Annotated in this window: 18 protein-coding genes and 2 tRNA genes; 4 read left to right on the top strand and 16 right to left on the bottom strand. The window is 66.2% G+C overall.

Annotation, left to right across the window (positions count from 1 at the left end; genetic code table 11):
* Together H0T81_RS05480 and H0T81_RS05475 are read right to left on the bottom strand one after the other, a co-directional pair.
* Complete coding sequence (locus H0T81_RS05480; RefSeq protein WP_294010678.1) at positions 1 to 1,047, bottom strand: Glu/Leu/Phe/Val dehydrogenase dimerization domain-containing protein; 1,047 nt, start codon at positions 1,045 to 1,047, stop codon at positions 1 to 3.
* A gap of 38 nt (positions 1,048 to 1,085) precedes the next feature.
* A tRNA-His gene (locus tag H0T81_RS05475) sits at positions 1,086 to 1,162 on the bottom strand.
* Positions 1,163 to 1,273: 111 nt separating this feature from the next.
* Between H0T81_RS05475 and H0T81_RS05470 the strand changes: the two genes are divergently transcribed.
* Both H0T81_RS05470 and H0T81_RS05465 read left to right on the top strand, forming a co-directional pair.
* A complete protein-coding gene (locus H0T81_RS05470; protein WP_294010736.1) occupies positions 1,274 to 1,699 on the top strand; it encodes an HIT family protein in 426 nt (141 codons plus the stop codon).
* Positions 1,700 to 1,773: 74 nt separating this feature from the next.
* The gene (locus H0T81_RS05465) at positions 1,774 to 2,487 is read left to right on the top strand and encodes a Crp/Fnr family transcriptional regulator (protein ID WP_294010674.1); all 714 of its coding nucleotides are present in this window, start codon (positions 1,774 to 1,776) and stop codon (positions 2,485 to 2,487) included.
* Positions 2,488 to 2,500: 13 nt separating this feature from the next.
* Here H0T81_RS05465 and H0T81_RS05460 read toward each other — a convergent pair whose 3' ends face one another.
* The 6 genes from H0T81_RS05460 to lon form a co-directional block, all read right to left on the bottom strand.
* On the bottom strand, positions 2,501 to 3,898 hold the full coding sequence (locus tag H0T81_RS05460) for a trehalose-6-phosphate synthase (RefSeq protein WP_294010671.1): 1,398 nt from the start codon (positions 3,896 to 3,898) through the stop codon (positions 2,501 to 2,503).
* Positions 3,895 to 5,685 carry a glycoside hydrolase family 15 protein gene (locus tag H0T81_RS05455; protein ID WP_294010669.1) on the bottom strand — a complete coding sequence of 597 codons (1,791 nt, stop codon included), beginning with the start codon at positions 5,683 to 5,685 and terminating at the stop codon, positions 3,895 to 3,897. The genes H0T81_RS05460 and H0T81_RS05455 overlap by 4 nt, the downstream gene beginning before the upstream one ends.
* Positions 5,682 to 6,434 carry a trehalose-phosphatase gene (gene otsB / locus H0T81_RS05450; protein WP_294010666.1) on the bottom strand — a complete coding sequence of 251 codons (753 nt, stop codon included), beginning with the start codon at positions 6,432 to 6,434 and terminating at the stop codon, positions 5,682 to 5,684. Before otsB ends, H0T81_RS05455 begins: the two co-directional genes overlap by 4 nt.
* 46 nt (positions 6,435 to 6,480) lie before the next feature.
* Positions 6,481 to 6,555: transfer RNA gene (locus H0T81_RS05445), tRNA-Val, on the bottom strand.
* A gap of 66 nt (positions 6,556 to 6,621) precedes the next feature.
* Complete coding sequence (locus tag H0T81_RS05440; protein WP_294010663.1) at positions 6,622 to 6,894, bottom strand: HU family DNA-binding protein; 273 nt, start codon at positions 6,892 to 6,894, stop codon at positions 6,622 to 6,624.
* A gap of 106 nt (positions 6,895 to 7,000) precedes the next feature.
* Positions 7,001 to 9,400: an endopeptidase La gene (gene lon / locus H0T81_RS05435; protein ID WP_294010660.1), complete on the bottom strand. Its 2,400-nt coding sequence runs from the start codon at positions 9,398 to 9,400 to the stop codon at positions 7,001 to 7,003.
* A 204-nt stretch (positions 9,401 to 9,604) separates the two neighbouring features.
* Between lon and H0T81_RS05430 the strand changes: the two genes are divergently transcribed.
* Positions 9,605 to 10,912: a L,D-transpeptidase family protein gene (locus H0T81_RS05430; protein WP_294010657.1), complete on the top strand. Its 1,308-nt coding sequence runs from the start codon at positions 9,605 to 9,607 to the stop codon at positions 10,910 to 10,912.
* On the opposite strand, the gene H0T81_RS05425 is transcribed toward H0T81_RS05430, so the two are convergent.
* The 8 genes from H0T81_RS05425 to dapA form a co-directional block, all read right to left on the bottom strand.
* A complete protein-coding gene (locus tag H0T81_RS05425; protein WP_294010654.1) occupies positions 10,909 to 11,427 on the bottom strand; it encodes a hypothetical protein in 519 nt (172 codons plus the stop codon). The two genes, H0T81_RS05430 and H0T81_RS05425, sit on opposite strands and share 4 nt — an antisense overlap.
* Positions 11,428 to 11,461: 34 nt before the next feature.
* Complete coding sequence (gene clpX, locus H0T81_RS05420; RefSeq protein ID WP_294010652.1) at positions 11,462 to 12,727, bottom strand: ATP-dependent Clp protease ATP-binding subunit ClpX; 1,266 nt, start codon at positions 12,725 to 12,727, stop codon at positions 11,462 to 11,464.
* A 171-nt stretch (positions 12,728 to 12,898) separates the two neighbouring features.
* Positions 12,899 to 13,654, bottom strand: coding sequence for an alpha/beta fold hydrolase (locus tag H0T81_RS05415; protein ID WP_294010650.1), 756 nt, complete (start codon positions 13,652 to 13,654; stop codon positions 12,899 to 12,901).
* Between the two features lie 61 nt (positions 13,655 to 13,715).
* Positions 13,716 to 14,072 (bottom strand): response regulator, encoded by a 357-nt coding sequence (locus H0T81_RS05410; RefSeq protein WP_294010648.1) that lies wholly within the window; start codon positions 14,070 to 14,072, stop codon positions 13,716 to 13,718.
* Between the two features lie 38 nt (positions 14,073 to 14,110).
* On the bottom strand, positions 14,111 to 16,501 hold the full coding sequence (locus tag H0T81_RS05405; protein ID WP_294010645.1) for a response regulator: 2,391 nt from the start codon (positions 16,499 to 16,501) through the stop codon (positions 14,111 to 14,113).
* Positions 16,502 to 18,667 (bottom strand): M13 family metallopeptidase, encoded by a 2,166-nt coding sequence (locus tag H0T81_RS05400; protein ID WP_294010642.1) that lies wholly within the window; start codon positions 18,665 to 18,667, stop codon positions 16,502 to 16,504.
* An 84-nt stretch (positions 18,668 to 18,751) separates the two neighbouring features.
* Positions 18,752 to 19,234, bottom strand: coding sequence for an SsrA-binding protein SmpB (gene smpB, locus H0T81_RS05395; RefSeq protein WP_294010639.1), 483 nt, complete (start codon positions 19,232 to 19,234; stop codon positions 18,752 to 18,754).
* 114 nt (positions 19,235 to 19,348) lie between these two features.
* Complete coding sequence (gene dapA / locus H0T81_RS05390; RefSeq protein WP_294010636.1) at positions 19,349 to 20,224, bottom strand: 4-hydroxy-tetrahydrodipicolinate synthase; 876 nt, start codon at positions 20,222 to 20,224, stop codon at positions 19,349 to 19,351.
* Between the two features lie 90 nt (positions 20,225 to 20,314).
* Here dapA and H0T81_RS05385 point away from each other — a divergent pair, with 90 nt between their 5' ends.
* Positions 20,315 to 22,270, top strand: coding sequence for a lytic transglycosylase domain-containing protein (locus tag H0T81_RS05385; RefSeq protein WP_294010633.1), 1,956 nt, complete (start codon positions 20,315 to 20,317; stop codon positions 22,268 to 22,270).
* The last annotated feature ends 3 nt before the right edge of the window (positions 22,271 to 22,273 follow it).

Below are 22,273 nucleotides of genomic sequence, written 5' to 3'. Positions count from 1 at the left end.
TTAGCCCCGCCCGATCAGCCGCTGGGCCATCGCGTCGGCGACCGCGGCCGGATCGCGGCCCGACGAGGCGCTTTCCGCCCAGACCTGCTCGAGCCTGTCGGGGATCGCCTCGATCCGCTGGCGGACAAGGCTCTGGTCGCCGTCGCCGAGATATTCGGTGCAGACGTTGATGATTCCGCCGGCGTTGATCACGTAATCCGGCGCATAAAGAATGCCGCGCTGGTGGAGTTTCGCGCCGTCCTCGGGCGTCGCGAGCTGGTTGTTGGCGCCGCCGGCGACGACCGGGACCCGCAGCGCCGCAATGCTCTCCTCGTCGAGAATGGCTCCGAGCGCGCACGGGCTGAGGACGTCGGCCTCGAGCGACAGGATGTCGTCCGGGTCGACCGCCTTTCCATCGGACGCATCGGCGAGCTTCTGCGCCTTTTCGGGATCGATGTCGGCGATCGACAATTTCGCCCCCTCGGCGGCGGCGTGGAGCGCGACCCCGGTGGCGACGCTGCCGGCGCCCTGGAGCGCGATGTGCAGCCCCGAAACGCTGTCCTTGCCGAGCGCGTGGCGGACCGCTGCCTTGATTCCGAGGAACACGCCGAGCGAGGTGTGCGGCCCAGGGTCGCCACCGACGCCGTCTTCCGCCGGAAGCCCGGCGACGAACTTGGTCTGCCGGCTGACCTCGACCATGTCCTTGACATTCATTCCGACATCCTCGGCGGTCACGTAATGCCCGCCGAGCCGGTCGACCGCGCGCCCGAACGCAGCCAGCAGCTCGGGGGGCTTGGTCAGCGCCTCATCGGCGAGGATCACCGACTTGCCGCCGCCCAGCGGCAGCCCGGCCATCGCGTTCTTGTAGCTCATCCCGCGCGACAGCCGCAGAGCGTCGGTGATCGCGTCCTCGGGGTGGTCATAATGCCAGAATCGGCAGCCGCCCGCCGAGGGACCGAGATGGGTCGAGTGAATGGCGATGATGGCCTTCAGCCCCGACGCCTCGTCATGGACGAAATGCAGCACTTCGTGCGCGTCGTAGTCGGGAAGGCGCCAGGCAATGGTCATAGACGAGCGAATTTCCATCTTTGTCGAAGAGCAGCTGGTGGGGCGACCGACGGGACTTGAACCCGCGACCCTCGGTACCACAAACCGATGCTCTAACCAGCTGAGCTACGATCGCCACGGCGCGCCTTTGGAGCAGTTCCCTAAGGCGCGCGCGGTCCTTAAGGTCGGGGCCTACCGAAGGCAAGCAACGCCCATCTATGAACGAACCGGCATGAATGCGACCCCCATTAACCCGACAATCGAGAAGTTCGGCTACCCGGCGAGCCTGGTGCGCGAATTTGACCATTGGCTGGTGCTGGTCCGGCCTGCGCAGGTGACCCTCGGGTCGCTGGTCCTTGCGGCCAGGAGCGACGCGACGGCGTACGGGGAGCTGCCGCGGCGGGCCTTCGCGGAGCAGGCCGACGCGGTCGCCGCGATCGAGACCGGCCTCAGCGCCTTTTGCCGCTACCAGCGGATCAACTATCTGATGCTGATGATGGTCGATCCCCACGTCCATTTCCACGTGATACCGCGCTATTCGGGCGCGCGGGAATGGCATGGGCTGGATTTCGTCGACCAAGGCTGGCCCGGACCCGCCGACCTCAAATCGGCAATCAAGCTTTCCCTGGATCAGATCAGCGCGTTACGGGATGAGCTTGCCAAGCTGGTTTAAACCAACCCCGTAACTGGCGCGCAATCTTGCACAACACCATCGCCTGACGCATCATTGCGTGAGGAGAAAACAGAATGCAGGCGAGTCGACGCTCGGCGACGGCGCCAGCAGTGTCGCTTGTGGACGCGCTGACCGCCGCGGGTCTGGAACGGCGTCTTGCGTCGCTCCTCGACGATATTCCTCACACCGCCGTTGCGGTCGACCCGCGGCGCCCGTTTCGCGTACCAGGCGCCCCTCGCCGCGAGATCCTGTTCGTGCGCTCGGGAATCCTTTGCAAGTACAAGACCGACGGCGGCGGGCGCCGACAGATCGTCGCGCTGCGCTTTGCGGGTGAAGCCATCCTGCCGAGCCAGGGTCCCGCCGACTTCGGCATCCAGGGCATCGTCCGGAGCGAGGTGCTGATCGGGAGCGCAAAGGATTTCGACCGCATCGTCGACGCTCATCCGGAGCTGGGCCGCTTCGTCTGGAAGCAGATCCTGCGCAACGAGGCGATCAGCTACGAATGGCTGGTCAACTGCGGCCGGCGCGATTCCACCGCCCGTGTTGCCCATCTGCTGTGCGAGACGGTGGCTCGCACCGGCAACGGCGCAGAGCGTGACCGGATGATCAACCCGTTCACGCAGCAGCAGATCGCCGACATCACCGGCCAGACTTCGGTCAACGTCAACCGGGTGCTCGCCGATCTGCAGCGCCAGGGTCTGATCGAGCGCCGCGGCCGCGAAATCCTGTTCCGTGACTGGCCGGAACTCCGGCGGCTTGCGAGCTTCCAGCCGAACTACCTCAGATAGCCTCACTTGCGGCTTACTGGGCCGGCGCCCGCTCCCTCACCGGGGCGGCCATCAAAGCGTCGGTGAAGCGCTGGCGCCACCAGCGAACGTCCTGCTCGAGGTTGATCTTCTGCAGCTTTCGCCAACGCTCGACCCGCTCTTCGCGGGGCATGCTGATCGCCGTACAGATCGCGTCGGAGATCTCCTCCGCGCTGTGCGGGTTGACCAGCAGCGCCTGCTTCATCTGGGCGGCGGCGCCGGCGAACCGCGACAGGATCAGCACTCCGGGATCGTCGGGATCCTGCGCCGCAACGAACTCCTTGGCGACCAGATTCATGCCATCGCGCAACGGGGTCACGAGCCCGATCTTGGCCGCGCGGTAGACGCCGGCGAGAACGTCGCGCGGATAGTTCTGGTTGACGTAGCGGATCGGCACCCAGTCGATGTCGGCGTGGGCGCCGTTGATCCGCCCCGACAGGCCCTCGAGGCCGGCGCGGATCCGCTGGTAGCTTTCGACCGCGTCGCGTGACGGGGGCGCGATCTGCAGCAGGAAGACTTCCTTGCGCTCCTCCGGATTGTCGACGAGGAAGCGTTCATAGCCGAGGAATCGCTCTTCGAGGCCCTTGCTGTAATCGAGCCGGTCGACGCCGACGATCATCGCTCGGCCGTTCGCGCTTTCCTGCATGCGCTCGCACACGCCTCGCGCCGCCTCGCTGTTGGCGAGCTCGGTGAATTCCTTGGCGTCAATGCCGATCGGGCAGACGATCAGCAGCACCTTCTGGTCGCCGACCGCCATCACTCCGTCGCTGTACGAGCCGCGGCATTCCGCGACCGCATATTCGCGGAACGACTGGAGCCATTCGTCGGTGTGGAAGCCGATGACGTCATAGGCGAACATCGTCTCCACCAGCTGGCGCGCCTCGGGCAGCGTGTTGAGCAACCTGCGCGGCGGCCAGGGTATGTGCAGGAAGAAGCCGATCCGGTTACGGCAGCCGAGCTTGCGCAGTTCCAGCCCGAGCGGGATCATGTGATAGTCCTGGACCCAGACGACGTCGTCGGGCTCGATGAGCGGCTGGACGGTGTGGGCGAACCGTTCGTTGGCGCGCTGGTAACCGCCGGCGAAATCGCGCTCATATTCGGCCAGATCGATGCGATAATGGAATAACGGCCACAGCGTCCGGTTGGCGTAGCCGTTGTAATATTCGTCGACGTCCTGCTCCTCGAGATCGACCGTCGCGGTGGTGACGCCCGCCTCGCGGTTGAAATTGATCTGGCCGGTAAACTCCTCGGTCAGCTCGCCCGACCAGCCGAACCACAGCCCGCGATATTCCCGAAGCGCGGCGGTCAAGGCGACGGCGAGCCCGCCCTGGGCACCCGAAAGCTGCCCGGTCGCCGCCGAAACGCGGTTGGAAATGACAATCAGGCGGCTCATCGGATGGAGCTCCACGGCTTGCTGAGCAGGACTGCGCAGTTGATTATGCCGACAAGAGAGTAGGTCTGCGGGTAATTTCCCCACAATTCGCCGCTCTCGGGGTCGATGTCTTCGGACAACAGGCCCGCAGCGGTGCGCCGTTCGAGCATCTCCTCGAACAACGCTCGGGCATCCTCCGAGCGGCCTGTACCATGAAGCGCCTCGATCAGCCAGAAAGTGCAGACGTTGAAGGCGGTCTCCGGCAGCCCGAAATCGTCCTCGGTCGCATAGCGAAGCATGTGCGAGCCGCGGCGCAGCCCCGCCTCGACCGCCCGAAGCGTGCCTTCGAACCTTGGGTCGCCTGGCGCGAAGAACCGCAAGTCGAGCAGCTGGATGAGGCTTGCATCGAGGTCATCGCCGTCGAACGTCGCCGCCATGCTCTTCATGTCCGGACGCCACGCCGACTGCTCGATGCGCGCTCGGATGGTCGCCGCCCGCTCGGCCCAGACCGCAGCCCGCTCGTCGAGCCCTAGAACCTCGGCGGCATTGGCGAGCCGGTCGCATGCTGCCCACGACATCGCCGCCGAGTAGGTATGGACGGCCTTGCGGGTCCGCAGCTCCCACGGGCCCGAGTCGGGCGTGTCGTAGAGCTGCCAGGCCCGCTCGCCGACCCGCTCCAGCGAATGGAAGTCCTCGACTCCCGATGGGCGGAACAGGCGCTGGTCGAAGAACGCCTGGACGTTGGGCAGAATGATCTGCCCGTAGGCGTCGTGCTGAACCTGTTCGTAAGCCTGGTTGCCGACCCGCACCGGCCCGAGGCCGCGGTAGCCGGCAAGATCGGGAGCCGCGCGCTCGTCGAGCTTCGCCTCTCCGCTCACTCCGTAGAGCGGCTGGATGTGCCCGCCTTTGGCCGCGTCGACGATGTTGCGCAGATATGCGAGGTACGATTCGAGCACGTCCAGCGCGCCGAGCCGGTTGAGCGCCTGAACGGTGTAATAAGCGTCGCGGATCCAGCAGTAGCGATAGTCCCAGTTGCGCTCCGACCGGTCGTGCTCCGGGATCGACGTCGTCAGCGCCGCGACGATCGCCCCGGTCTCCTCGTGCTGGCACAGTTTGAGCGAAATCGCCGCCTGGATCACGGCTCTCTGCCATTCGAGCGGGATGGCGAGGCCGCGGACCCATTCCTGCCATTCCGAAGCAGTCTTCGCGAGCATGTCGTCGAGCGTTTGGCGGACGTCGCCGACAAAGCTCTCGTCGGGACCGAAGAAGAAATGCAGCGGCTGCTCGAGCCGGAACCAGCGCCCCTCCTGGATGAGGCTGATCGGCGCGTCGGTGGTCAGCCGCATCGGCAGCGCGGTCAGGTCGAAGCGCAAATGGTTGGACCCGCCGGGCAACGGCGGCGAATACAGCCCCCAGTTGCGGGTTGGCCGAAGCCGGACTCGGACTCGCGGGCTGCCGTGGAGCGGGCGAACGATCCGGACGAAGGCGACCGGCCGGTAGATTCTGCCGGAGCGGCGGAATCGTGGGCAGAAATCGATGATCTCGATTGCATTCCCGGCTTCGCTCGCCTGGACGGTCCGCAGGATCGGCGTGTTGCGCACATAGGCTTGCTCGGTCGTTTCACCGCCTTCGAGCTCGATCGACCAGCTGCCGCTCTCGCCGCCTTCCGATGGCGCTCCGGCGACAAGGCTCGAGAAAACGGGGTCGCCGTCCACCCGCGGCACGCAACCCCAGACGAAGCTGCCCGCCCGGTCGACCAACGCGCTGACCTGGCAATTGCCGATCGGCCAGAGATCGAGCGAAGTCATCGCGCGGCGCCGCTCGCTTCGGCGAGCCACTCGAGCGCTGCGGCAACCGTCGGCAGGCGGTAGGCCGCTGCGGTCGGCCGCGGGTCGCCGATCAGGACGCCGGCTCCGCCGAGCTCCCGAGCCGCGGCGAAAGCCGGCTCGTCGGTCAGGTCGTCGCCGAGGAACACCGGTCGAGAGCCGGCGAACGGGGGGCGCGACATCAACGTCCTGACGGCTGCTCCCTTGTCGGCGCCGCGCGGCTTGAGCTCGAACACCATCTTGCCGGCCTGCACCTCAAGCCCGCTGCGTGCCGCGGCCTGCTCGGTGGCGGTTCGGCAGGCCTGCTCGGCATCCGGCGCCTGCCGGTAATGGAGGGCGACCCCGAGCGGCTTCACCTCGACCAGCACGCCCGGATATGTCCGTTCGACCTCGCGCAGTTCGGCGATGATTTCGTCGAGGGCCGCTGGGCGGTGAATTCGATCGTCGCCGCGATCGCCCGGGATTTCCAGCCCGTGGCTGCCGCCAACCAGCACCGGCACCGGTTTGAACAATCCCTCGACATTCGAGGCGGATCGACCGGTGATGATCGCGACTCGCTCGCCGAGACGCTCCTGCAAAGTCACAAGCAATCGCCGCAGCTGCTCGGTCACGACCACAGCGTCGGGCGTTGCGGTGATGTCGACCAGCGTGCCGTCGAAATCGAGGAACAGGCTGGCGCCGCGCAGCAGTTCAGTCGGCGGCGCCGAGACGCTGTCGGGAATGCGGTTCATCGGTGGAGCAACGCGGTCCGTCAAAGCACGGTTGCAAGGCGGGGCATGGTGGGCGCGGCAAGGATTGAACTTGCGACCCCTGCGGTGTGAACACAGTGCTCTACCACTGAGCTACGCGCCCACGCCCTCGCCGGAGCGCGGAGATAAGGCGCGCAACATGGGCTGTCCAGCGCGCGCTCTTGTTCGCTTACTGGACCGCGTCCTTGAGCGCCTTGCCGGGTCGGAACTTGGGCTGCGAGCTGGCCTTGATCTGGATCGGCTCGCCGGTGCGCGGATTGCGTCCCGTCGACGGTTTGCGGCGGGTCACGGAGAAATTGCCGAAACCCACCAGCCGAACCTCATCGCCGCGCTTCAAGGCCGACATGATGACCTCGAGCATGGTTTCCACCGCTCGGACTGCATCGTTGCGGTTGAGCCCGGCGCGATCGGCGACATGGCCAATCAGTTCCTGCTTGTTCATAGGCTCGCAACTCCCGGGACGTGTCGCGAGACTCGCCCGCGTCAGACGCGGTTCTTTAAGGCAAGAGTCGGCCGCGAAGTCAAAGCTCTTCGGCGCTTAAACGGGCCTAGTGGCGCACTGCTGTCCCGGTTTCGGGCGGAATCGGTGGAACCGGAGGTTCAGCCGCATGCTCGTCCGCGTCGGTCCACTCGATCGGCCGCATCGGCTCGGCCAGGGCGCGCGCCAGAACGTCGTCGACATGAGCGACGGGGATGATTTCGAGGACTTCCTTCAGCGAGTCCGGAATCTCGGCGAGATCCTTTTCATTTTCCGAGGGGATCAGAACGGTCGTGATCCCTCCCCGCAGCGCCGCGAGCAGCTTTTCCTTCAAGCCGCCGATCGGCAGCACCCGGCCGCGCAGCGTGACCTCGCCGGTCATCGCGACGTCGCGGCGAACCGCGATCCCGGTCAGGGTGGAAATCATCGCGACCACCATCCCGATGCCGGCCGACGGGCCGTCCTTGGGCACCGCGCCCTCGGGCAAGTGGACGTGGATGTCCTTGCGGGCGAAGATCGACGGCTTGACCCCGTAGCTTGGGCTGCGTGCCTTGACGAAGCTCATCGCCGCCTGGATCGACTCCTGCATCACCTCGCCGAGCTTGCCGGTGGTCTTGACCTGCCCCTTGCCGGGAACCGTCACCGCCTCGATGGTCAGCAATTCGCCGCCAACCTCGGTCCAGGCAAGTCCGGTGACCGCGCCGATCTGGTCCTCTTCCTCGCCAACCCCGTAGCGGTAGCGAATGACGCCGAGGAAATCGCCGAGATTGTCCGCGGTCAGCTCGACCGAAGTCACCTTGCCCTCGAGGATCTGGCGGAGTGACTTGCGGGCGACCTTGGCCAGCTCGCGCTCCAGCGTCCGGACTCCGGCCTCACGGGTGTAGTGGCGCATGATCCCGCGCAGGGCCTCGTCGCTGTAGCTCAGCTCCTCGGGCTTGAGGCCGTGCGCCTCCATCTGCTTGGGGATCAGGTGGCGCTTGGCGATCTCGACCTTTTCGTCCTCGGTATAGCCTTCAAGGCGGATGACCTCCATCCGGTCGAGCAGCGCCTGGGGAATGTCGAGCGAGTTCGCGGTGGTCACGAACATCACGTCGGACAAGTCGTAGTCGATCTCGAGATAATGGTCCTGGAACTTGGAATTCTGCTCCGGATCGAGCACCTCGAGCAGCGCCGCTGCAGGGTCACCGCGGAAATCGGTGCCGAGCTTGTCGATCTCGTCCAGAAGGAATAGCGGGTTGGAGGTCCCGGCCTTCTTGAGGTTGGAGATGATCTTGCCCGGCAGCGAGCCGATGTAGGTCCGCCGGTGGCCGCGGATCTCGGCCTCGTCGCGCACTCCGCCCAGTGACTGGCGGACGAACTCGCGGCCGGTGGCACGGGCGATCGAGCGGCCAAGGGAGGTCTTGCCGACGCCCGGCGCTCCGACCAGGCACAGGATCGGCCCCTTCAACTTGTTGGTCCGCGCCTGCACGGCGAGATATTCGACGATCCGGTCCTTGACCTTCTCGAGCCCGTAATGGTCCTCGTCGAGCACCGCCTGGGCCTCGGCGATGTCCTTCTTGACGCGCGACTTCTTGCCCCACGGAAGGCCCAGCAGAACGTCGAGATAGTTGCGCGCGACGGTCGCCTCGGCCGACATCGGCGCCATTGCCTTGAGCTTCTTGAGCTCGGCGGTGGCGCGGCTTCTGGCTTCCTTGGACAGGCGGGTCTTGCGGATCTTGGCCGCAAGCTCGGCGAGCTCGTCGCCGCCCTCCTCGCTCTCGTTGCCGAGCTCGCGCTGGATCGCCTTCAGCTGCTCGTTGAGATAATATTCGCGCTGGGTCTTCTCCATCTGCCGCTTGACGCGGCTGCGGATCTTTTTCTCGACCTGGAGCACTCCGAGCTCGCCCTCCATGAAGGCGAACACCATCTCCATCCGGCGCACCGGGTCGAGCTCGCCAAGCAGCGCCTGCTTGTCGGCGACCTTGATCGACAGGTTGGACGCGACAGCGTCGGCAAGGATCGAAGGATCCTCGATCTCGCCGAGCTGGATTCCGGTCTCGGGCGGCAGGCGCTTGTTGAGCTTGGCGTAATTCTCGAACTGGTCGATCACCGAGCGCATCAGCGCCTGGGCCTCGGGCCCTTCGGACGCTTGCTCGGGCACGTCCTCGACCTCGGCCGCCATGTAGCCGTCGCGCGGCACCAGATCGACCAGCTTCGCCCGGCGAAGGCCCTCGACCAGCACCCGGACGGTTCCGTCGGGAAGCTTGAGCAGCTGCATCGCGGTGGCGACGACTCCGAGGTCGTAAAGGGCATCCCGGTCGGGGTCGTCCTCGCCTGGATCGAGCTGCGCGACCAGGAACAATTCCTTGTCGGTCGCCATCGCGGCTTCGAGCGCGGCGACCGATTTCTCGCGACCGACGAACAGGGGCACGATCCGCTGCGGAAAGACGACGATGTCGCGCAGCGGGAGGATTGGAAGCAAACGTGTCATATGGGCCTATATGGGCGGCGCTCCGGCGCGGCGCAACAAAGCCGCCGGAACAATCCCCGGAAGACTGCTCGCTTTTCGCGACCTGGAAGCGAACCGCGGCGGAGATGGAATGCGGCGATCTTGGCTCAAGCACAGTTGGCCTCTGAGGGGCGAAAAATTCACTGATTCCGTAACTGTTCAGAATTACATGCTAAACCGGCTGGCATGAGACACAGCCTGAAGCCTTTTCGACTGCTGGTGACCGCCGCCGCGCTCGGACTTTCCGTCGGTTTGTCGGCCCCGGCGCTCGCCCAGCGCGCCCAGCCGATCGAGCCGATCGACCTGCCGCCGAGCGTCGAGCAGGGCGTCGACATGATCTACATCGACCCGGAGATCGCCCCCAAGCTGCGCGACGCCGACGTCGCCATGCATCAGATCTCGTTCGAGGAATGGGCCGGCGCCCCCTACGATCTGTTCCTGCCGGTCAACCCGATCTACACCGAGCTGCGGCGCGGCCTGGTCCGCTACAAGCAGAAGTGGGGCGATCTGCCGCAGTTCCAGATACCCGCCGGCGCGGCGATGAAGGTCGGCTCTCAAGGCATGAACGTTGCCATGCTTCGCCAGCGGTTCGGCCTCCTGCCGGGCGACAAGTTCGACGAGCAACTCGCCATTGCCGTCAAGGAGTATCAGGCCGCGCACGGCCTGAAGGCCGACGGGGTCGCTGGCGCGGGCACGATCGCATCGCTGAACCTCGGCTCGCGGCATTACGAGCGCCTGATCATCGTCAATCTCGAGCGCGCCCGGCGGTTGCCGCTGGCGACCGAACGCGGGCGCTACGTGCTGGTCGACGTCGGCGCCGCCAAGCTGTTTCTCTACGAGAACGGACGACCGGTCGACAGCATGAAGGTGATCGTCGGCAAGGCGGACACGGCCACTCCGATGATGGCCGCGCAAATGCGCTACGCGGACGTCAATCCCTACTGGAACGTCCCGCCCGAGCTGGTGATCAGCCTGATCGCGCCCAATGTGCTCAAGCAGGGCATGACCTATCTCAAGGACCGTCGTTACGAAGTCCTCGCCGACTGGAGCGACGAGGCGCAGCCGATCGATCCGGCGACCGTCGACTGGCCGGCGGTCGCGGCCGGCCGCAAGGAAATCCGAGTGCGCCAGCTGCCGGGCGGCGGCAATTCGATGGGCCAGGTCAAGTTCATGATGCCCAACGACTTCGGCATCTATCTGCACGACACCCCCAACAAGGCGCTGTTCGCCGACGAGGACCGCTGGGTCAGCAACGGCTGCATCCGAGTCGAGGATGCCCAGCGCCTCGCCGCCTGGCTGATGGGCGGACTGCCGCGGGCGCCCGACCCCGACCGACCGCTGCGCGTCGACATTCCCGAGCCGGTGCCGGTGTTCATCACTTATCTGACCGCTTCCGCGACCCCGACCGGGATCGCTTTCAGGAACGATCCGTACCGGCGCGACGCGGCGGTCATCGCCCGCTATTTCGGCGATTCGGAGCTGGCCGCGCGCTAGCCCTGAAAGCCGGACAGGAGCAACAGCGCCGGCAGCAGGTTGTGCAGCGCATGGGTGGCCGCAGCCAGCCCGAAGGCGGCTAACAACGAGCGGCCCCGCCAGGTCAGGAATACCGTCGAGAAGACCAGGAACGGCCACCAAATCACCAGGCCCCAGGCCGGCGCCGCGGTCGAATGGAGAATCCCCCAGCCGACGGCGCTGACCACAACCGCGCTGGTCGGGCTGAGGAAGAGCCTCAGCAACAACAGCGCGGCGCCCATCAGCACTGTCTCGGCCAGCGGTGCCGCGACGACGAGCAACACGAAGAAATACCAGTCCACCTGCGGAAATTGCGGCAGCGCATCTCGCGGCAGGAGCGCGCTGACCGCGGCTCCGAGCGGCAGGCTCGGAAGGAATGCCGTCGCCCAGGCGATCGCGAGCGCGAGCAGCGGGCGGCGGGGCTCGAGCAGCGCTTTCGGAAGGAAGGAAACGGGGGCCCGCCACTCGGCGAGCCGCGTGCCGTCGGAATGAGTCACTGGTTAGGACCGAAGGCTTAAGGTCGGCGTGCGGTCAGGCGGCGTCGCCCGCCTTGCCTTTCTTCGCGTAGACCCGGACCGGCTCCTTGCGGCCGTCGACCACCTCATGGTCGATATGGACCTCGTCGACCCCGTCCATCGACGGCAGGTCGAACATCGTGTCGAGCAGGATTCCCTCGAGGATCGAGCGAAGGCCGCGAGCGCCGGTCTTGCGGTCGATCGCCTTGCGCGCGACCGCTCCCAGCGCCTCGTCGGTAAAGTCGAGCTCGACGTCTTCCATGTCGAACAGCTTCGCATATTGCTTGACCAGTGCGTTCTTGGGCTCGACCAGGATCTTGACCAGGGCCTCCTCGTCCAAGTCCTCGAGAGTGGCGATCACCGGCAAGCGGCCGATGAACTCCGGGATCAACCCGAACTTCAGCAGATCCTCGGGCTCGCAATGCTTCAAAACCTCACCGGTCTGGCGTTCCTCGGGAGCGGCGACATGGGCGCCGAAGCCGATCGACTTGCCCTGCAGCCGGTCGGCGATGATCTTCTCGAGCCCGGCGAAGGCGCCGCCGCAGATAAATAGGATGTTGGTCGTATCGACCTGCAGGAATTCCTGCTGGGGGTGCTTGCGGCCGCCCTGAGGCGGGACCGAAGCGGTTGTGCCCTCCATCAGCTTCAGCAGGGCCTGCTGGACGCCCTCGCCCGACACGTCGCGGGTAATCGACGGGTTGTCGGACTTGCGGCTGATCTTGTCGATCTCGTCGATGTAGACGATCCCGCGCTGCGCTTTTTCGACATTGTAGTCGGACGACTGGAGCAATTTCAGGATGATGTTCTCGACGTCCTCGCCGACATAGCCGGCCTCGGTCAGGGTCGTCGCGTCGGCCATGGTGAAGGGCACGTCGAGGATTCGGGCAAGGGTCTGGGCGAGCAGGGTCTTGCCGCAGCCGGTCGGGCCGATCAGCAGGATGTTGGACTTGGCGAGCTCGACGTCGGTGCCGGTCTTGGCGCCGTGGTTGAGGCGCTTGTAATGGTTGTGGACGGCAACCGAGAGCACGCGCTTGGCGCGGTTCTGACCGATCACATAATCGTCGAGCACCTTGCAGATCTCGGCCGGGGTCGGAACTCCGTCGCGGGTCTTGACGAGCGCCGACTTCGATTCCTCGCGGATGATGTCGTTGCACAGCTCGACGCATTCGTCGCAGATGAAGACGGTCGGCCCGGCAATCAGCTTCCTGACCTCATGCTGCGACTTGCCGCAGAACGAGCAGTAGAGGGTGCTCTTGCTGTCGCCGCCTGAAAGCTTGGTCATTCCAATCCTATCGTCCGGCCTTGAGCCGCCCTTCCGTCGAGCGCCATGCTAGCCATCTTTATTACACAATCAAACTCTCGGGAGTCTTAACACCGCCCACGCGCGCCGATTGCTGTTCCAATTCAGGAATATGGCTCGCGGGCGGTGCCTCGGCAAGGCCCCGTCCGATGACTAGGCGCCGGGCTCGCCGAGAGCCTGTAGGGCGCGCTGCATCGCATCGCGGAATTCGGGCAGATGATAGAGGTCGTTGTGGCCGGCGCCGGGAATCGTCCGGTCGAACACCAGATTGCCGACCGAGCCGCGCAGCGCCTCGGTGCGCCGCGGCAGGATGATCGAATCGCGCTCGGCCGCGACGATCGCCGTCGGCACCTTGCTCTCCTTGAGCGCGGCCGCCGCGTCCATTTCGTGACGAAAGAGCGCGCCGACCGGAAGGAACGGGTAATGGCCGCTGGCTACCGCCTTTAAGGAATCGAACGGGGTCACGAGGATCACCCCGTCGAGCGGTCGCTCGCTGGCCAAGTGCGCGGCAACGCCGCTGCCGATGCTGAAGCCGACGGCGATGGTCCGCCTGGGCCGAACCTTTGACACCGCGAAATCGTGCACCAGGGGCGCATCCCCGAGCAGCGCCGCGGACGACGGCGAGCCGGTCGACGGCCGGTAGCCGCGATAATGGAAGGCGACGATGTCGGCCGACGGGTAGAGATCGCTGAGGTAGGCCGCTGCGTCCTGGCTGTTCCACGCATTGCCGGCAAAACCCAGGATCAGCGTCCGCTCTCCCGATGGCGCTCGGGCGGGCGGGATGTGGATTCCGTGCAGCTGGTTGCCTTCGGGCGCCGCGATCCTGACGCGCTCGGCGCCGCTCGGAAGCGGTCCCGGCGCCGCGACGGCGTGAACTGGGAAAATCGCCTGGGCCTGGAACTCGAACATCACGAGCAGGAACGCGGCGATCGAGACAAGGGCCGCACCAGCGAGTTTGAAAAGTCGCGACCTAGCCGGCGAAGGCGGCATTGATCGCCGGGGTCACCCGGTCGACGGTGTAGGGCTTTTCGATCAGCGGCACCGAGGCGAACTCGGGCGGCGGCGGGTCGACATGGCCGCCGCTGGCGATGACGAACGGAATCCCCTGCTCGCGCAGGCGGCTGGCGACCGGCCAGACGTTCTCGCCCTTCAGATTGACGTCGAGGATGGCGAGATCGAACCCGCCCTTGTCGGCTTCGGCCATCGCCGCATCGAGGCTGTCGCAGGTCGCGGAGATCGAGTGGCCGAGCGATTCGAGGAAATCCTCGAGCATCATCGCGATCAGCGGTTCGTCTTCGACGATCAGAATGGAACGCGACGCCGACATAAGCGCCGGAATAATCGACCGGACCGCAAGAGCAACGATTATTTGACCGACAATGCGCGCCGGGTGGCCTCGGCAAGCTCCTGAACCGAAAAGGGTTTGGGCAGGAAGGCGACATTGTCGATGTCGATCGAGTTGCGCAATTGCTCCTCGGCATAGCCAGACATGAACAAAATCTTGAGGTCCGGCCGGGTCTTGCGCGCTTCGCGGACCATGGTCGGACCGTCCATCGCCGGCATCACCACGTCGCTGATCAGGAGCGCGATCTCCTCGCCGGTGGCGAGCACCTCCAACGCTTCCTCGCCGTTCTCGGCCGTGATCACCGTGTAACCGTGGCGGGTCAGCGCCCGCTCGGCGACACCGCGGACCATCGGTTCGTCCTCGACCAGCAGGATCGTGCCGGTCCCCCACAGGTCGTGCTCCTTGGGCTTGGCAACCCGGCGGGCCTTGCCGGCGGTCGCGTCCTCGCGATGGACCGGCAGATAGATGACGAAGCGGGTGCCCTCGCCGACCTTCGAATCGGCGAAGATGAAACCGCCCGACTGCTTGACGATTCCATAGACGGTGCTGAGGCCGAGCCCAGTGCCCTTGCCGACTTCCTTGGTGGTGAAGAACGGCTCGAACACCTTGCCGAGCACTCCGGCGGGAATGCCGCAGCCGGTGTCGGTCACCGACAGGGCGCTGTAGTCGGCGACTGGCAAAATCTCCGAGCCGAGCTCGGCAACCTGGTCGGCGCGGACCGCGTAGGTCTGGATGGTGAGCGTGCCGCCACCTTGCGAGACCATCGCGTCGCGGGCGTTGACGGCGAGGTTGACGATCACCTGCTCGAGCTGGCCGGGGTCGGCCCGAACCGGACCGAGGTCGCGGCCGTGCTTGACGACCAGCTTCACCGTCTCGCCGAGCAAACGCTTGAGCAGGTGCGAGACCTCGGAGACGACGTCGGGCAGCTGCAGCACCTGCGGCCGAAGGGTCTGCTGGCGCGAGAAGGCGAGCAGCTGCCGGGTCAGGCCGGCGGCGCGGTTGGAGTTCGACTTGATCTGCTGGATGTCGTCATAGTCGCTGTCGCCGGGCGTATGGCGCATCAGCATCAGGTCGCAGTGGCCGATGATCGCCGTCAGGATGTTGTTGAAGTCGTGCGCGACTCCGCCGGCGAGCTGGCCGACGACCTGCATCTTGGTCGCCTGGGCGATCTGGCGCTTGAGCTTGGCCTCCTCGCTATTGTCCTTGAGCAGCAGCAGCACCGCGGCGTCGCCGAGCCCGCGAACCCCGGCGACGGTCAGCGCGACCGGTTCGGAATTGTGCTTGGCGAGGCGCACGGCGACATCGCCCGACATCGCTGGGCCACGCGCGTTGCGGCGGACCGCGTTGGCGACCGGCGCCTTGTCTTCCTTGACCACCAGATCGCCGGGATAGCTGGGCATCGTCGTGCCCTTGATCCCCGCGGCCACCCGGAAAGCGCGATTCATGGTCAGGAAGCGCCCGTCGCGATCGACCAGTGCAAGGCCGATGGGAAGGATTTCCAGCAACGCCTGGAGGTCGGCGGAATCGAGCGCTCCGCCTTCGTGCCGTTCGACCAAGAGGAACGTGCCGGCGCCGCCTTCCTGGCGCGGGTCGACCGGGATGTGGACGACCTGCAGCGGCCGCGCGGATTCGCCCTCCGCCACCAGCCGGGCCTTTCCGTCTTCGGTGAACTCGACGAGATCGGCGAAGGGCAGCTTGTCGGCATCCTCGTCGTTGGTCACCGCGCGACTGGCGAACGAGCGGTTGGCGGCGACCAGCCGGCCGTCGGCATCGACCAGGGCAGCGAGCATACCGGCGGCGGCGAGCCGCTCGCCGATCGGGCCGGCGACCTGCTTGGCGGCGACGGTCATGGGATTGGGCGCGGACGCCTTCGGGAAGCGCCACAGCAGGAGCTCGCCGCTCGAGCCGACCCGCTCGACCTCGACCGCGGTTGCGCCCGAAGCGGTCGATACTCCGGTCACACAGCCGCCGCCGTCGCGAACCGCCATGGTCCACACCAGTTGCAGCGACTGCGATGAATCGGCGTCGGTCCCGAGCTTAAGCGGCGAACCGGCGCCGCCGAACCGGTCCCGATAGGCGCTGTTGGCGACCAGCAGGCCGCCGTCGCAGTCGGTCAGCGCGGCCGGCTCGCGGCTGAGGCCGAGGGTCGAGCCGATGACCGAATAGTCGGGAGCCAGGCTAAGAGTGGCGGATTGCGGGATGGCGGGCTCGGAGCGCCTGTCCGCCAGTCTCACCGCGATCGCGCCGGCCAGCCCGGCGACGGCGATCCCGGCCGCGACCAGCGGATAGCCGAGCAGCCAGGCGAGCAAAGCTCCAGTCAGTGCCGCCGCGCCGACCAGCGCCGGCACCAGCCAGCGAGAGACTCCGTCGAGCGAACTCGCATCGATGGCAGGCAGCTCCTGGTGAAGCATCTACCAGATCCGCACTCGGTCGGTCGGCGCCAGATAGAGCTTCTGGCCCGGCTGGACGTCGAACGCCGGGTACCATTCGTCGAGGTTGCGAACGACGTAAGGCCGGAAGTGGCCCGGCGAGTGGGGCCCGGTGACCAGTTGCCGCTTGAGCGCCGCCTCGCGGTACTTGATCCGCCAGATCTGCGCGTGCCCGAGGAAGAAGCGCTGATCGCCGGTGAAACCGTCGATCACCGGCGCCTGTTTCCCGCCGAGCGACAGTCGGTAAGCATCGTGGGAGACGAGCAGGCCGGCGAGGTCGGCAATGTTTTCGCCCAGGGCCAGACGCCCGTTGATGAAGGTCCCGGTCAGCGGCTCGTACAGGCTGTACTGTTCGGCGAGCTTGGTCGCATAGGCTTCGAACGCCTTGACGTCGGCGGGCGTCCACCAGTCGGTCAGCCGCCCCCGCGGATCGTACTTGCGGCCCTGGTCGTCGAAATGGTGGCTGATCTCGTGCCCGATCACCGCGCCGATCCCGCCATAGTTCACCGCGTCGTCGGCGTTCGGGTCGAAGAACGGCGGCTGCAGGATCGCCGCCGGGAAGACGATCTCGTTCATCGGCGGATTGGCGTAGGCGTTGACGGTCATCGGGGTCATGAACCACTCGTCGCGGTCGACCGGCTTACCGAGCTTATTGAGCTCGCGGCGGTATTCGAAGGCGGTCGCCCGCTCCGCATTGCCGTACGCGTCCCCACGCTGGATGGTCAGCGGCGAATAGTCGATCCACTTGTCGGGGTAGCCGATCTTCGCCCGGAAGCTCGCCAGCTTTTCGCGCGCCTTGACCTTCGTCTGCGCGGTCATCCACGGCAGGTTCGCAAGCCGCGTATCCATCGATGCGATGAGATTGCGGACCAGGCGGTCGGCCTCGGCCTTGGTTTCGGGCGGGAAATATTTGGAGACATAGAGTTCCCCCACCGCCTCGCCGATCGAGGCGTTGACGGCATTCACTCCGCGTTTCCAGCGCGGCTCCAGTTCCGGAGTGCCGGAGAGGACCCGGCCGGTGAAATCGAACCGCTCCTCGGTGAACGCCTTCGGGAGCACGCCCGCGGCATCACGGGCGGTGTGGTAGATCGCCCAGTCGGTCAGCGTTTGGAGCGGGGTCGACGCCACGGCTTTGGCCATGCCGGCAAAGGCGCTCGGCTGGGAAACGATGAAGTCCTGCTGCCCGCCGAGGCCGGCGGCGGAAAGATAGGCGTTCCAGTCGAAGCCCGGAGCCTTGCGTGCGAAATCCGAGCGCGACCATTTGTTGTAGGTCTTGTCGTCGTCGCGGCTCTCGACCCGGGTCCAATGGACCTGGGCGAACTTGCGCTCGAGGTTGAAGATCGCCCTGGCCTTCGCGGCAGCCTGAGCTTCGGGGACGCCCGAAAGCCGCAGCATCTTGGCGACGTGGGTCACATATTTGTTGCGCGCGTCGACCAGCTTGGGATCCTTCGACAGATAATAGTCGCGGTCCGGCATGCCGAGCCCGGCCTGGAAGAAGATCGGCACGTAGCGGTCCGGCGCCTTGACATCCTGGCCGATGAAGAACGGGAACAGGCCGGGGTCGAAGCCGTCCAGCGACTCTCCCACAACGCGGGCGAAGTCGGCCTTGGTCCGAGCCGCTTTGAACGGCGCGAGATCCTCGACCAGGGGCGCCGCTCCCAGCGACTCGATCGCAGCCTCGTCCATGAAGCTGCTGTAATAGTCGCCGACCTTCTGGGCGTTGGTTCCTGCGGTCGCCTTCGACGCGGCCGCAGCTTCGATGATCTCGCGGGTGCGCTCGCGCGACAGATCGTCGAGCCTGTTGAACATGCCGTAGGCCGGCTTGTCCGAGGGAATCTCCAGCGTGCGCAGGAAGGTGCCGTTGGCGAACTGCACCCAATCGTCGCCGGGGCGAACGCTCCGGTCCATGCCGGCCGTGTCGAAACCGAACGTGTCGATCTCGGGCTTCGGCGCTTCCGGAGCCGCCTCGACCGCCGTTGCAAGCTCGACGTCGGTTGCCACGACCGCCGGCGGCACCGTTCCCGCCGCGCACCCGGCCAAAGCCGTCCCTGCGGCCAGGATCATCATTACTCGAAGCATTTCATTCCTCTCGAACACGAGCGCGACTCCGCGCTCCTCTGTTGCAACATGGAGCGATGCTGCCGCCATTGCCCTACTCGCGCCAGTGCGATCCGACGAGCGGCACCGGACAAGCTGCAAACGCGCTGAAGATCTTCGATCGGGATCAGGGCGTTAGCCATGCTTCCGCAGCAGCCGGCCCTGCTCGCGCTTCCAGTCGCGCTCTTTCTCGGTGTCGCGCTTGTCGTGCATCTTCTTTCCGCGAGCGACCGCCAGTTCGACCTTCGCCCGGCCGCTGCCGTTGAAATAGATCGACAACGGAACGATCGTCAGCCCCTGGCGCGTCACCGCGCCCTGCAGCTTGGCGATCTCCCGGCTCTTGAGCAACAGTTTCCGGGGCCGCCGCGGATGGTGGTTGAGCCGGTTGCCGTGGCTATACTCGGGGACATGGCTGTTGATCAGCCACAGCTCCTCGCCCTCGACCGCGGCGTAGCTTTCGGCAATCGAGCCCTCGCCGCTGCGCAGCGACTTCACCTCGGTGCCGGTGAGCTCGATTCCCGCCTCGAGCCGCTCCTCGACGAAATAATCGTACCGTGCGCGCCGGTTCTCGGCGACGACCTTCTTCTTGTCGAACGGTGGCGGCAGCGGTTTGGGCATGATTGGCGGTGCGAAACTTTCCTGGCCCGTCGGGCTGAGCTTGTCGAAGCCCTGCCCTCTCCTTTAGCCCTAGGAAGAAAGACAGTCCTTCGACAAGCTCAGGACGAACGGGGCCTAGGCGAGTCCGGCGTGAGCGAGCGCCGCATCGACCGCCTGGCGCGACGCTTCCGACGGCTCGGTGAGGGGCAATCGAAGCTCGGTGGGAAAGCCGGAGCGGACTTTCCCCAGCGCATATTTCGCCGGGCCGGGCGACGCGTCGGTGAACAAGGCGGCGTGAAGCGGGTAAAGCCGGTCCTGGAGCTCGAGCGCGTCATCCCAGCGGCCCTCGCGCGTCGCCTCCTGAAACTGGGCGCACAGCTTGGGCGCGACATTGGCGGTGACCGAGATGCAGCCCACCCCGCCCATCGCATTGAAGCCCAGCGCCATGTCGTCGTTGCCGGACAGCTGGCAGAAGTCGGCCCCGCAGGCGAGGCGCTGGGCGGTGACTCGGCCAAGGTTGCCGGTCGCGTCCTTGACGCCGACCACCGTCGGCAGCCGGGCGACCTCGGCCAGCGTTTCGACAGAAATGTCGGCAACCGTTCGCGACGGCACGTTGTAGACGATGATCGGCAGGTCCGAGGCCTCGGCCAGCGCCCGGAAATGGGCGGCGATGCCGGCCTGGCTCGGCTTGTTGTAATAAGGCACGACGATCAGCGCGGCGTCGGCGCCGACCTGCTTGGCTGCCGCCATCCGCTCGATCGAGGCGGCGGTCGAATAGCTTCCGCAGCCGGCGATGACCGGCACCCGCCCCCGCGCCTGCTCGACCGCCAGCTCGATCACCCGGCGATGCTCGTCGGCGGTCAGGGTCGCGACTTCGCCGGTGGTCCCGCACGGCACCAGAGCGGTGCTCCCTTGATTAATTTGCCATTTAACCAGCTCGGTTAATGTGTCCTCCGCGACACGGCCGCCGACAAATGGCGTCACGAGCGCCGGGATTGACCCGAAAAACATGAACTTAAGTCCTCCCGGAGGATTCACTTTGCAGGCGGAACCTGCTCTTGTTCAGCGACTGATAAGGACGGCGACTGCATGATGTCCAGCATGAGACGAGCCGCTTTTCTCCTTCCGTTGCTGGCGACCGCCGCATCGAGCTCGGCTCAAGCGCCGTGGCAGCAAAGCTATCGCCCGACCTTCCAGCCGGCACCCGCGGTCAACAACGACATCAACTGGGCGATCGCCGATTGGCGCCGGCTGCGGCAAAGCAGCGGCTACAGCTTTGGCGACTATGCGCGCTTCCTGGTCGCCAATTCCGCCTGGCCGGGTGAATCCACGCTGCGCCGAAACGCCGAGCGGGCGATCCGGCCCGGCGAAAATCCGGCGACGGTGCTGGCCTTCTTTGCAAGCGCTCAGCCGACGACCGGCAACGGCCATGCGGCGCTTGCCGACGCACTGCTCGCAAATGGTCGGCAGGCCGAAGCTCTTGCCGCCGCCCGCGAGGCCTGGGCTTCCGGTGACCTCAGCACCACCTACGAACCAGTCCTCCATGCCCGTTACGGGGCGCACTTCACCCGCTCGGACCATGACCGCCGGGTCGATGCGCTGCTGTTCGACAAGAAGGTCAGCGACGCGCACCGTCTTCTCGGCTTCGTCAGCCCGCATCGCGCCGCCTCGTTCGGCGCTCGGATCGCCATGCAGTCGCGGATGCCGGACGCGGAACGGCGGTATCAGCCGCTGATGGCCAACGTGACCAGCGATGCCGGGCTGATGATGGACCGGGCGCGCTACCTTCGCGACACCGGCCTCGAGCATGCGGCCCGACAGCTTTTCGCTCGGCCGCGCAATCTGGTTCATCGTCCGACCGATCCGGGCCGCTTCTATGAGATGATGCTGCTGCTGGCGCGCGGCGCCGCTTCCGATCGGCAGTGGCGCATCGCCTACGATATCGCCCGGCAGGTCGACGACGTGTTCCCAGCCGGCACCGACATCAGCCTGAAACCGCTCGGGATTCGCGACGATTACACCTCGCTGACGTGGCTCGCCGGAACTGCCGCGCTCGACGGCCTCGGGCGTCCGGCGGAAGCCGTCACGCATTTCCACCGCTATTCGCAGGGCGGACGCTCGCTGCAGGTCGCCTCCAAGGGGCTCTATTGGGCCGGGCGCGCGGCTCTTGCGGCCGGGCGCGCGAGCGACGCGGGCCTCTATTTCCAGAGCGCCGCCCGCTATCCCGAGTTGTTCTACGGGCAGCTCGCGCTCGAGCGCGTCGGGCGCTCGGTGACTGCTCCGCGGGCCATCAACCCGGTCGTGAACGATGCCCAGCGAGTGGTGTTCAGCGGCAACCGGCTGGTCCGCGCGACGCGGCTGCTCGGCCAGCTAGGCCGGCGTGACGAGCAGACATTGTTCATTCGGGCGCTCGCCGAATCGCTTCAGAACGACGCCGAGCGGTCGCTGGCGCTCGAATTCGGCCAGCAAATCGGCCGCCAGGACGTGTCGGTCTGGGTTTCGCGCTCGGCGCGCAACAAGGGCGCGTCGTTTTACGCCCGCCAGGCCTATCCGACGCTCGCGTCGGCGCCGCGGGGGCATTTGTGGCCGCTGACCCACGGCATCGCTCGGCAGGAAAGCTCGTTCGACCGCGCCGCGATCAGCCACGCCGGCGCGCGCGGCATGATGCAGCTCATGCTTCCGACGGCGCGCGAGCAGGCCGGCAAGATGGGGGTCGCATACAACAGCAGCCGGCTGACCAGCGATCCCGCTTACAACGTGATGCTCGGCTCCGCCTATTTCGCCCGGCTGCTCAACAATTGGAACGGCAACGTTCCGCTGGCGGTGGCGAGCTACAACGCCGGCTCCGGCAATGTCCGCAAGTGGGTTCGGGCCAATGGCGACCCGCGCAACACGGACGTGATCCGATGGATCGAGGCGATCCCGTTCATGGAAACCCGCGGCTATGTCCAGCGGGTGATCGAAAACAGCGTCGTCTACGATTCGATGAACCCGCAGCCCGCTCCTCGCTCGGCGATGCACGTCTCGCGTTACTTGGGAAAGAGCCGCCCAGGCTGATAT

The sequence above is a fragment of the Sphingomonas sp. genome (genome assembly GCF_013812825.1).
Taxonomy (GTDB): Bacteria; Pseudomonadota; Alphaproteobacteria; order Sphingomonadales; family Sphingomonadaceae; genus Sphingomicrobium.
This window is presented reverse-complemented; position numbering and strand designations above follow the sequence as displayed.

Bases quoted from the DNA above. Each gene is read 5' to 3' on its own strand.
- H0T81_RS05400 (WP_294010642.1), bottom strand. From the start codon at position 18,667: ATGGCGGCAGCATCGCTCCATGTTGCAACAGAGGAGCGCGGAGTCGCG.
- H0T81_RS05465 (WP_294010674.1), top strand. From the start codon at position 1,774: ATGCAGGCGAGTCGACGCTCGGCGACGGCGCCAGCAGTGTCGCTTGTG.
- H0T81_RS05455 (WP_294010669.1), bottom strand. From the start codon at position 5,685: ATGACTTCGCTCGATCTCTGGCCGATCGGCAATTGCCAGGTCAGCGCG.
- dapA (WP_294010636.1), bottom strand. From the start codon at position 20,224: ATGTTTTTCGGGTCAATCCCGGCGCTCGTGACGCCATTTGTCGGCGGC.
- H0T81_RS05415 (WP_294010650.1), bottom strand. From the start codon at position 13,654: ATGTTCGAGTTCCAGGCCCAGGCGATTTTCCCAGTTCACGCCGTCGCG.
- smpB (WP_294010639.1), bottom strand. From the start codon at position 19,234: ATGCCCAAACCGCTGCCGCCACCGTTCGACAAGAAGAAGGTCGTCGCC.
- H0T81_RS05410 (WP_294010648.1), bottom strand. From the start codon at position 14,072: ATGTCGGCGTCGCGTTCCATTCTGATCGTCGAAGACGAACCGCTGATC.
- H0T81_RS05430 (WP_294010657.1), top strand. From the start codon at position 9,605: ATGAGACACAGCCTGAAGCCTTTTCGACTGCTGGTGACCGCCGCCGCG.
- H0T81_RS05460 (WP_294010671.1), bottom strand. From the start codon at position 3,898: ATGAGCCGCCTGATTGTCATTTCCAACCGCGTTTCGGCGGCGACCGGG.
- otsB (WP_294010666.1), bottom strand. From the start codon at position 6,434: ATGAACCGCATTCCCGACAGCGTCTCGGCGCCGCCGACTGAACTGCTG.
- H0T81_RS05480 (WP_294010678.1), bottom strand. From the start codon at position 1,047: ATGACCATTGCCTGGCGCCTTCCCGACTACGACGCGCACGAAGTGCTG.
- lon (WP_294010660.1), bottom strand. From the start codon at position 9,400: ATGACACGTTTGCTTCCAATCCTCCCGCTGCGCGACATCGTCGTCTTT.
- H0T81_RS05405 (WP_294010645.1), bottom strand. From the start codon at position 16,501: ATGCTTCACCAGGAGCTGCCTGCCATCGATGCGAGTTCGCTCGACGGA.
- H0T81_RS05385 (WP_294010633.1), top strand. From the start codon at position 20,315: ATGAGACGAGCCGCTTTTCTCCTTCCGTTGCTGGCGACCGCCGCATCG.
- clpX (WP_294010652.1), bottom strand. From the start codon at position 12,727: ATGACCAAGCTTTCAGGCGGCGACAGCAAGAGCACCCTCTACTGCTCG.
- H0T81_RS05440 (WP_294010663.1), bottom strand. From the start codon at position 6,894: ATGAACAAGCAGGAACTGATTGGCCATGTCGCCGATCGCGCCGGGCTC.